The sequence below is a fragment of the Paenibacillus litoralis genome, assembly GCF_046244365.1.
Lineage (GTDB): Bacteria > Bacillota > Bacilli > Paenibacillales > NBRC-103111 > Paenibacillus_V.
On the sequence record NZ_CP176395.1, the window covers coordinates 4,736,361 to 4,750,746 of the forward strand.

The window sequence follows — 14,386 nt, forward strand, 5'->3', positions numbered from 1 at the left end:
TAACCAATTTATAATAGATTGCCTTCAAGTTATCCTTCGTTCAATCCGCTTTTTTCACTGCTACAAAACCGATCCGGCATCCGTCTTATATGCGAAAGGGGGGACGGCGGCAACATGGAAGAAGGCGCACAGGTACCCGAGTTGTTCCAGCGCTTGTTCCGGGAGCATTACCCCGGGGTGGCGCGGAAGCTATATGCGTTAACCGGCGATTATGCGGCGGCTGAGGATTTGGCCCAAGAGGTGTTTCTACGGTTATACCGGAGCCCTCCCGACCGGCTGGAGGTCGTCGGCGCTTGGCTGCACCGGGTACTGACCCGAGTCGGCTACGATTATTTGAGACATCGGTCGTCAGGCAAGGCGTTATTGGAAAAGGAAACCGCCCGCGTCGCCGCTTGGTCGGAAGGCGCAGCCCCTTCGGGAGAGACGGAAGTCATCCGCGAATGGGAAAAAGATGTGGTCCGCCGGGTGCTGCAAAAGCTCTCGGATCGGGACCGGACAGCCCTTCTGCTTCGGGAGGAAGGGTATAGCTACGAGGAGATTGCCCTCCGGTTGGAGGTCAACCCGAAGATTGTCGGCACGCTGTTGGCCCGGGCGGAGGAACGGCTAAAGAAAAAATACGGGCAGGAGGAGGAGCGGCAAGATGGCGGACGGAAAGAAACGGACCGGCGAGGAACCGGTTTTTGATACGGAACGGGCTTGGGACCGGTTCGAGAGGCTCGCGGCCCGGGAGCCCGTTCCGGCGTTTTGGAGGCAGTCGGAAGGAAGTCGGCGTTCAGACGATACAAGGATCGAGGCACGGTTGGATGGGAATCAAGATGATCACAAAAAGGATGGTGCGAGTGAGATGAAGCAGACGGGAGCATTTCGGGAAACCCAAGGGCCCTCGGTTGTCGAGGCGACGGAGGCTGCAAGCGCGTCGATGGCTAACGTGGCGGACGGCGCCTGGCGGACGGAGAGACCGGGTAAGCGCAGGCTTCGGAGACTGACGGCAGGAGTTGCCGCTGCTGTTATGGTCATCGGCCTGATGGCAACCCCTCTAGGGGACCGGGCGCTCGCAGCCATGCAGCAAACCTTCCGGATCCAGCACATGGTCGGAGTCGGGATCTCAGCGGATGACATGACGGCCATCTCAGGCCTGCTGGACCGCGGCTCACCCGATGGAGACCGGAGCTTCAACCTGGCCCAATACGGCACCTTGACCCAATCAGGAGGCGGAGAGGCCCGCACGGTTACTTGGGAGGAAGCGGAAAAACAGATGGGCGCCCCCCTGCTCCAACTGGGGAGCTCCGCAGCCCCTGTCTTTCAGCCGGCCACCACGCTGACCTTCCACCTGAACGTGGAGGCGGTCAACCGGCTGCTCATCCGTTTGGGCAGCAGCACTACCCTGCCTGCCGAGGCGGATGGCAAAGCCATCCGCCTGCACATTCCGGACGGGATCGCTACAACGGGCACCTTGTCGGGCAAGCCGATGCGGCTGCTACAATTCGGCAAGCCCGAGTTGACGGTGGAGAGCGGCATCGATGCGGCTACCGTCCGAGAGGCGGTACTGGGGCTGCCCGTGCTGCCGGATAGCCTGCGGACCAAGCTGGCCGGCATCGGCGATTGGCAGAGCACTCTGCCGGTTCCAGCACGAGACGGCGTGACCACCAGCCTCCGGCTGGGCGGACATGATGCGGTAATGTCCGTGAACGGTACGAATCGCTATCTGCTCTGGCTCAACGGGGATCGGATGGGCTTGCTGAGCGGCGATACGAAGGATTTCCCTACGGAATCCACCTTCAAGCGGGCCGCGGAGGAGCTTGTTCAACCATGATGATGATTGATACGGCGGATTTGACCAAGACCTACAACGGCCGCGGCGGCTGCCGCGGCATCACCCTGCAGGTGCCGGCGGGCTGCATCTTCGGACTGCTGGGACCCAACGGTGCCGGCAAAAGCACCTTCGTCAAAATGCTCGCCGGTCTCCACCGCCCCGATTCCGGGCGGGCTGCCGTGCTGGGGCTGCCCCTGGGCCGGCCGGAGGCACGGCGCAAGCTCGGGTATTTGCCCGAGCTGTTCCGCTTTCAGGATTGGCTGACACCGGCGGAGGTGCTTCGCTTCCATGGTCAGCTGGGCGGGCTGCGCCCGCAGGAAACGCGGGCACCCGCTTTCCGCAGCCGGATTCGGGACACTTTGGAGCTGGTCGGCCTGTCCGAAGCCGCGGATCGACGGGTCGGCGGCTTCTCCAAGGGGATGCAGCAGCGCCTCGGTCTGGCTGCCGCCCTGCTCCTGGATCCCGAGCTGTTGATTCTGGACGAACCCGCTTCTGCCCTGGACCCCGTCGGCCGCTACGAGATCCGTAGCCTGCTAAAGCAACTCCGTGGCAAAGGCGTGACGATCTTCCTCAATACCCATCTGTTGGAGGATGTGGAGGAGCTGTGCGATGAAGCCGCCTTCCTGTATGGAGGCGAGCTGTTGGCGTCGGGTCCTCTGCACATTCTACTCAGCGGCACCGGTGATAGCGGGAACAGCGGTGCCAACTGGCGTTTCCGGCTCGGCGGCTGGCTCCCGGAGACGTGGGCGGAGCTGAACGAAGCCGTCGGCGGCGCCCTCTCCTCTCTGCTGCACCTGGTCGAAGCCGATGAGAGCGGTAACGCCCTCCTGTCCGCCCGCGTAACCGACCGGGAACAGGCCGGCTACCTGTGCTCTTTGTTTATTCGGAACGGCATGACGCTCTACGAGTCCGGCCCCGAGCCGAACAGCCTGGAGACCTGGTTCCTCCAGATGACGAAGTCCCGCCAAGGAGGTGTTACGAAATGACTATGTACATCTCTGCCACCTTCAAGGAGCTGACCCGCAAGCGGGTGTTTCTGGTCACGCTCATTCTGACCTTCGTTTTTCTGGTTCTGTTCGTCTTCGGGGTCCGGGAGATCGCCGGCACGGTCGGGCAGAATGCGACTTCCCCCGCCGAACGGATATTGAACAGCATGGTGATGATGGTGCTGGGGCTTTTTTTCGCACAATTTCTGGCGTCTTTCTTCGTGCTCTTCTCGGCCATGGGGACCGTCACGGGCGAACAGGAGAACGGTCTGCTGCTGGCCGTCGCCGCCCGCCCCATCCCCCGCTGGAAGCTCTATCTGGCTAAATGGCTGGGCCACGCCGTCTGGATCGCCGTGTACAGCACTGTCCTGTTTGTGTCCGTGGTTTGGACCATCCACAGCCAAGCCGGGCTTCCCCTACGGGTAGAGGAACTGCTGCGCGGCTTCGGACTGTTCGTCTGGATGCCCCTTCTTCTCCTCACGATAACGATGCTAGGTTCCGTCTATTTGCCAATGCTGGGGAACGGCATCTGCGCCGCCCTGTTGTACGGGTTCGCCCTCTTCACCGGGCTGGTCGAAGGGGTATCGAGCTATAGCGGGACCCACCCTGCAGTGGAAAAATTCGTCCTTCTGACCGGGCTGCTCCTACCCACGGACTCGGTCTACCGAAGAAGCCTCTACGATCTTCTGGGGGGAGAAGATTGGGCCGGGTTGGCATTATCAGACATGGGGCCTTTCTCCATGCCGAGTGTTCCTTCGAATGCCTTCCTCCTGTATACGGTGGGGTATGCGGCGGTTCTGCTCTTCCTGGGGTGCCGGGCGTTCAGCCGGAAAGATCTGTAGAGCTTGACCCTTCCGGTGGTCGATGCTACACCTCCTCATTTTCTTGTACAAGACGCCCTCCCGGCTGCCGGGAGGGCGTCTTGTATTTCAATCCATCCATCCTGAGGGAACATCTTCGAAGTAGGCACCCACTCTATTTGCTAGTTGTTCGGTTCCATCATAATACTCCATTCACTACTTATTAATAACAATCGATAATTTATAGTTTGCATGCTCGTTTAAATCTACTAAGAATTGATCCAATAATTCATTAGAAGGGAATTTACATTCTAGTAGATAACAACCGTCCCCACTAATTTTATAGTTGTTTATTGTGTATTTCTCTTGTGTTTTTATAAAAGAGAGATAAGGTTGGTGATAGGTGCTAATGGTATAGATCGTAATAAAAGCGTGCAAGAAGCACCCTAATTTAGGCTGATTAACTTTAATGGTATAACCCTCAAGCACCCCGTTATCCTCCAGTTTTGCAACTCTAGATGCAGCTGCTTGTCCGGTCAAATGAACTTTCTCTCCTAATTCTTTCATCGTAATACGGCTGTTTTTAGATAATTCATCCAATATATTCCTATCGGTTTGATCCAACATGAAATCACATCCTTTGCATCGAACGAGAAATAAAATGATGTAAATTAGTTTAAACGTAGAATTCGTTGACATCAATATCCAATCAGGATGAGCGTAATCCCATGTTCACTCCATTCACAAATCAATTTCAAAAATCAAGTTAAACCTTCAAATGACTTGATTTTATCTATGTAACAGCTAGTCCTTGATCGTATAAACTTAATTCACAAAAGAAAAAGAGCTGAAATGATGAAAGTAACACAAATTAGAAACGCAACTTTAGTTATTGAATATGCAGGGAAGAAATTTTTGATAGACCCCTTTTTGGGGGAGAAAGGTGCTTATCCGCCTTTTCCAAACTCGTTAAGACAAGATCAATTTAATCCTTTGGTTAGTTTGCCGACCTCCATCGACAATATTATAAATGTAGACGCCGTTCTTGTAACCCATTTACATTTAGATCACTTTGATGAGGCTGCCAAAGAGGTCTTGCCAAAAGATATCAGAATGTTTGTACAAAACGAAGTAGAGGCGAAGGAAGTTAAAAACGCCGGTTTCCAAAACGTGGAGGTTCTACAAGAAGATACGCCGTTCGAAGGTATCCATTTAATGAAAACAAAAGGCGAGCACGGAAGAGGAGAAATATTAAAACTTACTGGTTTCGTGTGTGGCGTTGTTTTCAAACACTCAAATGAAAAAACGTTATATGTAACTGGAGATACCGTCTGGTATGACGCGGTCCAAGAAGTAATCGAAACACACAAGCCTGAGATCATCGTTGTTAATGGTGGAGATAACCAGTTTCTTGAAGGCGGATCTCTTATAATGGGCAAAGACGATATTTATAAAGTGTATAAGGCCGCCCCTAGTGCAAAAATCATTGTCAGCCATATGGAGGCAGTGAATCACTGGACATTAGCTCGAAAAGAATTAATAAGCTTTATTGAAGAAAAGGGTATATCGTCCAATGTATTAGTGCCAGATGACGGCGAATCGTACAGTTTTTTCTAAAAACGGAGGGAAACAATAAAAAGAGGCTCCAGACATTGGATGCCTCTTTTTACTTGGTTTAACCTCTGATTTGTTCTATTTGTCATGCTAAGAAATTACGAATCCCCTACATGACGAAAGTGGATTTGTTTAATTACATTAAGTATCTTCCCGTGATCGACTGCTCTGCATGGATGATCTGCGGAGGTGTGCCCTCGAACACTACCTGGCCGCCCTTGTTGCCTCCGTCCGGTCCCATATCGATGATCCAATCCGCATGACTGATCACTTCGAGGTTATGCTCGATAACAATCACCGTATTGCCGGCATCCACAAGGCGGTTCATGATCTCCAAAAGGTGACCGATATCCGACATATGCAGGCCGGTCGTCGGCTCATCCATCACGTAGATACTGCCCTTCTTATGCAGCTCGCTTGCCAGCTTGATGCGTTGACATTCCCCTCCTGAGAGCGTGCTAAGCGGCTGGCCGAGTGTAATATAGTTCAGCCCCACATCGCTCATCGCCTGGAGCTTGCGCACAACCTCTTTTAGCTTAAAAAAATCCAATGCCTGCTCCACAGTCATCTCCAGCACTTCTGCAATTGACTTGCCGTTCAGCTTGTACTCGAGTACCTCTTCCTTGAATCGTCTGCCTCCGCATACTTCGCATGGCAGCTTCACACTGTCGAGGAATGCAAGGTCCGTGTACACTACACCTAGCCCTTGGCAGTTCTCGCAAGCCCCCTTGGAATTGAAGCTGAACAAGCTTTGGTTGACCTTGTTCGCGGAAGCAAACGCTTTGCGCACATCATCCATAATACCCGTGTAAGTAGCGGGATTCGAGCGTGTTGACACGCCTACCGCCGATTGGTCGATGACGATCGCATCCGAATGCTGGCTGAGGAATACTTCGTTTATCAGCGTACTCTTGCCCGAACCGGCGACACCCGTAACTACTGTCAGCACTCCGGTTGGAATATCTACACTAACGTTCCGCAGGTTGTGCAGCGAAGCATCCTTGATGGACAGTGTGCCGGATGGCTGCCTGCAATCGTGCTTCAGCTGAAGCGGCCGCTTCATATGGGTTCCTGTCAGCGTACTTGCCTCCAGCAGACCGTGGAAACTTCCTTCATACACGATGGTACCGCCGCGGCTGCCGGCGTGAGGCCCGACGTCGACGATATGATCCGCCACCTTGATCACATCGGGATCATGCTCGACGACAATCACGGTATTGCCCTTGTCGCGCAGCTTCTGAAGCAATCCATTTAACCGGTGTACATCACGGGGGTGCAAGCCGACGCTGGGCTCATCGAAGATATACGTGACATCCACCAGACTGCCGCTCAGGTGCTTCACCATTTTGACGCGTTGCGACTCGCCGCCGGACAATGTATCTGTCTCACGGTCAAGCGTCAAGTAGTCAAGTCCGATATCCACCAAATGCTGCAACCGCTCCGTCAGCGACTTGACGACCGGAGCGGCGACAGGATCGTCAATCTCCCGAATGACGCGAATGAGCTGTCCGACCTCCATGGAGGACATGTCCGCAATGTTGTGTCCATTTATTCTGCAGCTGAGCGCTGCCTGACTGAGTCTTGCGCCGCGGCAGCTGGAGCAAGAACCCTCGGTGATGAAAGGCGCGACAGCTTTTTGTGTGCGTTCGGACTTCGCCTTCACATCCTGCTTGATGTACTTGTTTGTAAACTTCTCGATGATGCCTTCCACTGTAATATTCATTGCCTTACCGGCGAAATCCATCTCCACTTTCCTCGCCTTGGCGTACAGCAGTTGCTCAAGTTCCTCATCCGAATACTCGCTCAGCTTCTTGTCGAGATCGAAGGACCCCGACTGCACGATCATGTTCCATTCCCAGCTGCTCACCGAATATTCCGGCAGCATGATTGCCCCTTCATTCAACGACTTTGACTTGTCCAGCGCCTTGCTCATGTCGACGCCCAGCCTGCGACCGATCCCGTTGCACTCGGGACACATGCCTTGCGGATCATTAAACGAGAACATGTACACATGCCCGACATAGGGCTGACCAACTCGGGAGAAAAGAAGACGGAGAATAGGAGAGATATCGGTAATCGTGCCCATCGTGGAATGGGAACCCCCGCCCAGCCTCTTCTGATCCACTGTAACAGCCATGCTCAAGTTCTCAATCCCGTCCGTATCCGGCTGCGGAATACGCGGCAAAAAGGTGCGGACGAACATACTGAAGTTTTCATTCAGCAGACGCTGGGATTCAGCGGCGATGGTATCGAAAACGATCGATGACTTGCCGGATCCGGATACCCCGGTGAAGATCGTGATCTTTCGCTTGGGAATGCGCAAGGATACGTTTTTGAGATTGTTTTCCCTCGCACCCGAGATTACGATAAATTCCTGATTCGATTCGCTCACGCTTATCATCCTTTCGAGAGTGTTAATTTCTTCTAATATTAACATTGAAATCATTTGTCGTGCATTACAAAATGGGGCAGCCTGAATATCACCCTATATTGTTCTAACCGGGAAGGTGAAGCGATATCTATCGAGCGACTTTACCCGTTTCGGAGAGAACTTGTCAAAATGTTCGAATCAACATAAACCGGCTGTTAAAAAGCTCCCGTTCGATAATACCGAAGCTTTATGATCAGGACTCCGTTTTTGTGTGGCATCCTACGACGCCCGTTCACCTTTGAGGTCCGGTACTTGAGCACACGCAACATAGTACACTTTATAAATATTAATATTTACTATGTGTACTATGTAAGCTATAATGATCACAGCTCCGCTGCCAACTTTTGACTATAGAGCTTTAACGGTATAGCGGACAATCCACCATACTTAGGAGGGAAACCATTTGTTCGAGCAATTAAAGGCTGATTTAATCGGACGTCTCATTTTACCGGGCGAGGAAGACTATAACGATAGAAGAAAGATTTGGAACACCGCCTTCGATAAGCATCCCGCGGCGATTTTGGTTTGCAAAGCCGCTTCCGATGCTGTCGCTGCCGTAAAATTTGCCAAAGAAAAAAGCATCGCGCTAACGATTCGCGGCGGCGGCCATCATGTAGCCGGAACAGCGATATGCGAAGGCGGCATCATGGTTGATTTTTCCGAAATGCGCAAGGTGACTGTCGAATTAGAGCGCCGCGTCGTGATCGTTGAACCGGGGGCAACGCTCGGCGACGTTGATGCGGAAACCCAAAAATACGGCATGGTAACACCTACCGGAACCGTTACGGAAACGGGCATCGCCGGACTAGCTTTATGCGGCGGAACCGGTTATTTGAGAGGCAAATACGGCTTGACTAGCGACAATATCGTATCCGCTCGTATGGTTACGGCCGATGGAGAAGCGATTACGGTCAGCGATCAGGAAAATCCCGATCTGTATTGGGCTATACGCGGCGGCGGAGGCAATTTCGGCATCGTCACTTCGTTTGAATTTCAATTATATCCGCTTGGACCTGAAGTTCTGGCGGTCGACGTCATGTACGATTACAAGGATGCAAAACAAGTTTTGCGTAATGCCCAAGCTTTTTTGCGTACGGCACCCGACGAAGTATCCTTTAATATGATGACCTTTCAAATGCCCGCCGCTCCAGGTGTGCCTGAGTCGCTGCATAATAAGCGGGTAATCGTAATAGCCGGTTTGTATGCCGGAGATAAAGCCGATGGGGATCAGGCCGTTCAACCGCTGCGCGAATTGGCTCAACCGATCTCGGATAACACGGGAATCGTCCGATATACGGAGCTGCAATCGAGGTTCGACCTCGCGGCGCCGAAAAATGTCGCCGTTGCAGGAACCTCGCTGTTCATTAAAGAGTTCAACGATGAAGCGATTGACGCCCTGCTCGCTAAGATCGAGCAATTGCCGAGACCGTCCTTATTGGTTCAATTCTGGGAATGCCACGGCAAAATGAATCGGATACCGTCCGACGCGACAGCGTTTGCCGTTCGGGATGCATCGTTTCTCCTTTGCTTCGATGTCGATTATCCTATGGAAGAAGAGCAGACATACAAGGAATGGATCGAATCCGCTTATGAAGCGATGCTGCCGTTTTCGCTTCGCAAAACATCCTATCTGAATACGGTCCGGAACGACCGCCAAATTACAATAGATACATATGGGGACAATTACGGGAAATTGGCCGCCTTAAAGCAAAAATACGACCCGACCAACCTTTTCAGGCATAATCATAATATCGAGCCGCAGGCTTAGCCCCATTGTAACCGCCAAAAACTCCGCTTCCTAATCGAAGCGGAGTTTTTGTATCGGATGTATTCATTCCTTCATAATGACCACTTCCGGCAATCCTATAACTCCCCGCGGACAAACCCGATTTCATCATGGCGGCAATCGATCGTCAAATTGCGGCCATCTAGGTGCCATAAATCGTTTTCTTCGATGAAAAATGTAATGCCGCCGTATTCATTCGATATTGCGGGATAACGCGGATCATCTCTCGTAATGCCGAATGCGAATGCATCTTCCCCGCCACCGCTGTACCTGACATAAATACGTATGAAGTCTCCCTCGCGATACCCCCAATCCTTCCGGAAACAATCCACTGCGGCATCCGTAACGATCAGCTTCATAATGTTATCCTCCTTAAGAATCCTTCTATCCGTTCCTAATAACGCAGACTGCTTTTTCTGATTATAGGCTCCGATGGATGCAGATGTAAACATAATGTCATAGCCGGCCATACGTTTGCCAGCATCAGTCGCATTTTACCGCTTTGCCCCGATAACGGCGGTCCGAAAGCCGGCTCCGCAGCCGTACTTGTCAACCTGATGTATTGTGTTAAAATACTTTTTATAAATAAAATTTAAATAAGTCCCGATTGTACTATGCAGTTCTAAATAAGGTGGTGATCCCTTTGCAGCCTAATGCCGATTTATCGACCCGTGATACGATATTGCATTTGCTAAAAACAAATGACGAGCTTACCGCCAAAGAACTTACGGATCGGCTGGACATTACGTCCATAGCCGTCCGCCGTCATATCGACACGCTGGAGCGCGACGGATTAATCGAATCGAGAATCATACGGCAGCCGATGGGCAGGCCGACTGCCGCGTACCATTTGACCGATCGCGCCGACGCGCTGTTTCCGAATAAATATCACGCTGTCGCCCTCGACTTGCTCGACGAGCTGGTGAAGGAATCGGGCGAGAGTATGGTCGAGCGATTGTTCGAACTCCGCAAAGAAACGCTGTATAAGAAGTATGCAGACATGATGGTAGACAAAGACTTTCATGATAAATTATCCGCGCTTGCCGACATCCAGAACGAGAACGGCTACATGGCGGAATTGCAAAAAAATAGCGATCACGAATACGTTCTGATTGAGCATAACTGCCCGATCGCGCAAATCGCGAATCAGTACACCCATGCCTGCCAATGCGAATTACGTTTGTTCGAAGCTTTGCTGGATGCGGATGTCACCTGTCCGGAATGCTTGGCCAAGGGCGGCAAAAAATGCGTATATCGAATTCGGACGCGCAACCTCCAATCCTAGAACTTCAAATCATTTCCTGCATTTGGAACATACCTTATTTTCAAAAAAACGCCAATCGATGTATAACATATCGATTGGCGTTTGGATTGTTACGAGATCGGCTTACATTTTTTCTTTCCCTGTAAATAATCCTTAAAAACCAAAACAGCAACGACAATAAAGCTTATGCTAACCATCCTAAAGATTGAACCTACACTAATCCATTTCGCTACTATGCCTAGTGTAAATGCGCTTATTCCAACGCCGACATCGAAACTGGAGAAAAACGTTGCATTAGCGGCGCCACTTTTTTCTTTACTCACCTTCTGAACGGCCCACGTTTGTAGGGATGGCATGACGGTTCCATATCCAGCGCCAAATAGAATCGCGGCAACAATTAATTGAAAATCATTTGTTGCGTATGACAATACGATCATGGATAAAAATCCCAGAACAGCTGAACTAATGATGATAGACCAAGGGCCTTTCCTGTCATACCATTTACCCGTAAATGGGCGAATTATCGTGGCCACAGTTGCATTAATAAGGTAAAACAGAAAAATGTGAGACAGCCCTTGTTGTTTACCGAATAGAACTAAGAAAGAAATAATGGCTCCAAAAGCAAGTGTACTTATCACCGCAAGCAATGCAGGAAACCATGCCTCTTTTTCAAAAATCATAGGGAAGAATCGGAACGGTTGTTTCTCACCTTTTTCAGATTCTGGTGCGTGTGTGAATAAAAGTGTAATGACTGCCAATAGACTTATCATTGCAGACGACCAAATTAAAGCTACAAAGGAATAAGAATCGTATATATATAACCCTAAACTCGGGGCTATAATCGCTCCGACTGTTGTGGAAACGGAGAAATAACCCATGCCTTCCCCCAACCGCGTCTTAGGGATCAAATCAACCGCGATCGTGCTGTTAGCCGTTGTAGATCCCCCCCATGCAATGCCATGGAAGATTCGCAACAATAGAAACAGCCATACAAACTGGAGAAACGGATACAAGATTGTAAAAATCATTAAAGCTGCGCACGCGATAATTGCCAGCGGCTTTCGCCGATTTCCTATTAAATAGTACCCGACAAAAGGCCTGATCAACACAGCGCCGACGGTAAAAAGTGATGTTACCAATCCTACTTGAACGGAAGATGCATTAATCGTTAACAGATAGGCTGGTAAAATGGGAAGCAGCATTTCAAACCCAATAAATACAAAAAAATTGCTCATAAACAACAGAAGAAATGATGCCGTAAATATATTTTTGTTCTCCATAGTTACTTTCCTCGCTTCTAAATTAGAATGTTAATCTAGAAGCGAGGAAAACACGGAGACGTTTTTCAATTGTCTAAGCTTTTTAGACAATTGACTCACCCTCTCTATTTGTCTTTGCTAAATTGATGTCTTCACCATAAAGACATTCAACTTCCAACATGATATTTTAACTTATTTCATTCGTTCTATCAAATTGTTCTCCCCCGTTTCGCCCGACAAGTAGTTCTCAATCAATTGCAAGTACACCTTTACCGTCGCCTCAAGCTCGCTGATCTCTACAAATTCCACGTCCGCGTGAGCCGAGCTTTGATCGGGGCCGTGACAAAGCGTCGGTATGCCGAGCTGAGACACGAATATTCCGGCATCGGTCACGATTTTCTTCCCGGCGAGCGGCAGCGGCCTGTTCTTTACTTGTCGTACGGCGTCAACCAGCGCTGCGACGGCGGGATCATGCTTATCGATCCTATATCCGTCTCTAACCTTCGTCAATTTCACATCCAACGTAACGGCGAATCGGGCTGCGATCTTGTCAAGCTCCGTACGCAGCTCCCGCTCCACTTCCGAGAAAGTCGTTTGCGGGCCGTATCTCCGAACGCCGACCAGCTCGGCCCTGTTCGGATGCTGATTATAAAATTGACCGCTGTGGACCGAACCGATGAAGTATGAAGCGTAACCGATATCCTCGACATATTCTTGTTCGAGCCTTCGATTAAGCTCATTCAGGCTGTCGATAATGGCTGCCGTCACGTTGACCGGATGCGGGGTTCCCGGCACGGTATACAACTGGTGGCTCGGCTCCCCTTCCCGCCGGACGATAATCTCGAACGTTGCCGATCCGAACTGGGCGATCGTGCAGTCGGATGACGCCCCTTCCATCACTACGGCTGCGTCTGCCTTAAGCTCGACGTTCTCCGTCAATTCGATCAGATCTTCCCCATGACCGCCGGGGCTTTCGTGAAGGCTGTTGGCGACAATGATCATTTTGCCCGCCAATCGGGTGCCGCTGTCCCTCAGTACGCGGATCGCTTCCGCAATGCAGGCAAGCGACCCTTTCATGTCGCACGCCCCTCTGCCATAAACCCGTCCTTCTTTCACACAAGCGGGCTCATGAGCCAGCGGTACCGTATCCATATGTCCGTTGAAAAGCAAGGTTTTGCCTGGACCGTTGCCATAAACGGCAACCAAAGTCGGATTGCCCGGAACGAATTCGTATCGCTCCACATGACAGCCGACGCTGCGTAATAAAGCTTCGTATTTCTCCGCCATCTCCCGTGTATCTCCTGTGGGACTCGCAATGCCAACCAACTCGAGCGTATCGGCAGTAATCCGTTCGGCGCTTACTTGATCCAGCAATGACATTCGTTTCCAACTCCTTAGCATCCATCAGATTTCTTATAAATTCAAAATACGGATATTGATTTAAAATACAAAGCTATCGATTTCGAATGGTGCTACGACAGAAACAAATCAATTGACAAACGGACATCTTAACTTTTATAGTTTAATTGTTGAACTTGGTTCAATATACAGAACCGTAAATCATGTATGAATCCCAAGGAGGAATAGCAATGAGACTTAAAGGAAAACGCGCACTTGTAACCGGCGCCGCCCAGGGGATCGGCTTAGGAGTTGCCACCCGCTTCGTGCAAGAAGGTGCCAGCGTCATTCTGCTCGATGTCCGCACCGACGAATTGGCTGCAGCAGCCGCGCAGCTGCAGCAATTAGACGTTCAGCCGCAACCCGAAGTAAGAAGCGTCGTTTGCGATTTATCCGATCCGTCTCAGGTGGAACAGGCTGCCGATTTCAGCTGGAGCTGTTTCGGAGGGGTCGATATTCTGGTTAACAATGCCGGGATAGCGGTACGAGAGCCTTTCACCTCCATTTCGCTCGAGCGCTGGAGGAAAATAATCGACGTCAACCTGAACGGTACGTTCATCCTTAGCCAGAACATTTGCAAACGGATGATCGAGGCCGGCATCCAAGGATCTGTCGTTAATATGGCCTCCAAAAACGGCTTGGCCGGCAGCGCCATGCTTGCGCACTACAACGCATCCAAAGGCGGCGTCGTGCTGCTGACGCAATCGATGGCCGTCGACTTGGCGCCGTACGGCATTCGCGTCAATGCGGTCGCGCCGGGCTTCATCGATACGCCTCTCGACCGCAAGCTGAAAGAAAGCCAAGCGGAAAGTCTCGTTCTAACCGAACGCACGCCGATGCGCCGTCTCGGTACCATTGAGGAAACCGCAAACGCTTTCCTGTTTCTCGCTTCCGACGAGGCCTCCTATATTACCGGCACGACGCTTGTCGTGGATGGAGGACATCTCGCAAACGCAGGCGATTTGTAACAGCCGTTCCGGAAAGCAGTCATGATGAGCCTTAGAAGCGATTCTAAGGCTCTTTTTTCTTTCAGCC

Annotated in this window: 13 protein-coding genes; 8 read left to right on the forward strand and 5 right to left on the reverse strand. The window is 51.2% G+C overall.

Features of this window, described 5'->3' with window-relative positions:
* Positions 1–114 precede the first annotated feature (114 nt).
* From ACKGJP_RS19670 to ACKGJP_RS19685, 4 genes are read left to right on the forward strand one after another with little or no spacing between them, the layout of a single operon-like run.
* The gene (locus ACKGJP_RS19670) at positions 115–684 is read left to right on the forward strand and encodes a sigma-70 family RNA polymerase sigma factor (RefSeq protein WP_409340517.1); all 570 of its coding nucleotides are present in this window, start codon (positions 115–117) and stop codon (positions 682–684) included.
* Positions 641–1,813 (forward strand): hypothetical protein, encoded by a 1,173-nt coding sequence (locus ACKGJP_RS19675; RefSeq protein WP_409340518.1) that lies wholly within the window; start codon positions 641–643, stop codon positions 1,811–1,813. Before ACKGJP_RS19670 ends, ACKGJP_RS19675 begins: the two co-directional genes overlap by 44 nt.
* The gene (locus tag ACKGJP_RS19680) at positions 1,810–2,799 is read left to right on the forward strand and encodes an ABC transporter ATP-binding protein (protein WP_409340519.1); all 990 of its coding nucleotides are present in this window, start codon (positions 1,810–1,812) and stop codon (positions 2,797–2,799) included. Before ACKGJP_RS19675 ends, ACKGJP_RS19680 begins: the two co-directional genes overlap by 4 nt.
* Entirely contained in the window at positions 2,796–3,641 is an 846-nt protein-coding gene (locus ACKGJP_RS19685) for an ABC transporter permease (protein ID WP_409340520.1), read from the forward strand. The genes ACKGJP_RS19680 and ACKGJP_RS19685 overlap by 4 nt, the downstream gene beginning before the upstream one ends.
* Positions 3,642–3,815: 174 nt before the next feature.
* On the opposite strand, the gene ACKGJP_RS19690 is transcribed toward ACKGJP_RS19685, so the two are convergent.
* Entirely contained in the window at positions 3,816–4,226 is a 411-nt protein-coding gene (locus tag ACKGJP_RS19690; RefSeq protein ID WP_409340521.1) for an Lrp/AsnC family transcriptional regulator, read from the reverse strand.
* Between the two features lie 228 nt (positions 4,227–4,454).
* On the opposite strand from ACKGJP_RS19690, the gene ACKGJP_RS19695 reads away from it, so the two are divergent.
* On the forward strand, positions 4,455–5,216 hold the full coding sequence (locus ACKGJP_RS19695) for an MBL fold metallo-hydrolase (protein WP_409347201.1): 762 nt from the start codon (positions 4,455–4,457) through the stop codon (positions 5,214–5,216).
* Positions 5,217–5,349: 133 nt separating this feature from the next.
* Here ACKGJP_RS19695 and ACKGJP_RS19700 read toward each other — a convergent pair whose 3' ends face one another.
* Positions 5,350–7,605: an ATP-binding cassette domain-containing protein gene (locus ACKGJP_RS19700; protein WP_409340522.1), complete on the reverse strand. Its 2,256-nt coding sequence runs from the start codon at positions 7,603–7,605 to the stop codon at positions 5,350–5,352.
* Positions 7,606–8,047: 442 nt separating this feature from the next.
* Here ACKGJP_RS19700 and ACKGJP_RS19705 point away from each other — a divergent pair, with 442 nt between their 5' ends.
* Positions 8,048–9,412: an FAD-binding oxidoreductase gene (locus ACKGJP_RS19705; protein ID WP_409340523.1), complete on the forward strand. Its 1,365-nt coding sequence runs from the start codon at positions 8,048–8,050 to the stop codon at positions 9,410–9,412.
* 95 nt (positions 9,413–9,507) lie between these two features.
* Here ACKGJP_RS19705 and ACKGJP_RS19710 read toward each other — a convergent pair whose 3' ends face one another.
* Entirely contained in the window at positions 9,508–9,789 is a 282-nt protein-coding gene (locus ACKGJP_RS19710) for a HesB/YadR/YfhF family protein (RefSeq protein ID WP_409340524.1), read from the reverse strand.
* Positions 9,790–10,073: 284 nt separating this feature from the next.
* On the opposite strand from ACKGJP_RS19710, the gene ACKGJP_RS19715 reads away from it, so the two are divergent.
* On the forward strand, positions 10,074–10,715 hold the full coding sequence (locus tag ACKGJP_RS19715) for a helix-turn-helix transcriptional regulator (RefSeq protein ID WP_409340525.1): 642 nt from the start codon (positions 10,074–10,076) through the stop codon (positions 10,713–10,715).
* An 89-nt stretch (positions 10,716–10,804) separates the two neighbouring features.
* Here ACKGJP_RS19715 and ACKGJP_RS19720 read toward each other — a convergent pair whose 3' ends face one another.
* Positions 10,805–11,974, reverse strand: a complete 1,170-nt coding sequence (locus tag ACKGJP_RS19720) for an MFS transporter (RefSeq protein ID WP_409340526.1) — start codon at positions 11,972–11,974, stop codon at positions 10,805–10,807.
* Positions 11,975–12,145: 171 nt separating this feature from the next.
* Positions 12,146–13,333: a M20 family metallopeptidase gene (locus ACKGJP_RS19725; protein WP_409340527.1), complete on the reverse strand. Its 1,188-nt coding sequence runs from the start codon at positions 13,331–13,333 to the stop codon at positions 12,146–12,148.
* A 209-nt stretch (positions 13,334–13,542) separates the two neighbouring features.
* Here ACKGJP_RS19725 and ACKGJP_RS19730 point away from each other — a divergent pair, with 209 nt between their 5' ends.
* Positions 13,543–14,319: an SDR family NAD(P)-dependent oxidoreductase gene (locus tag ACKGJP_RS19730; protein WP_409340528.1), complete on the forward strand. Its 777-nt coding sequence runs from the start codon at positions 13,543–13,545 to the stop codon at positions 14,317–14,319.
* The last annotated feature ends 67 nt before the right edge of the window (positions 14,320–14,386 follow it).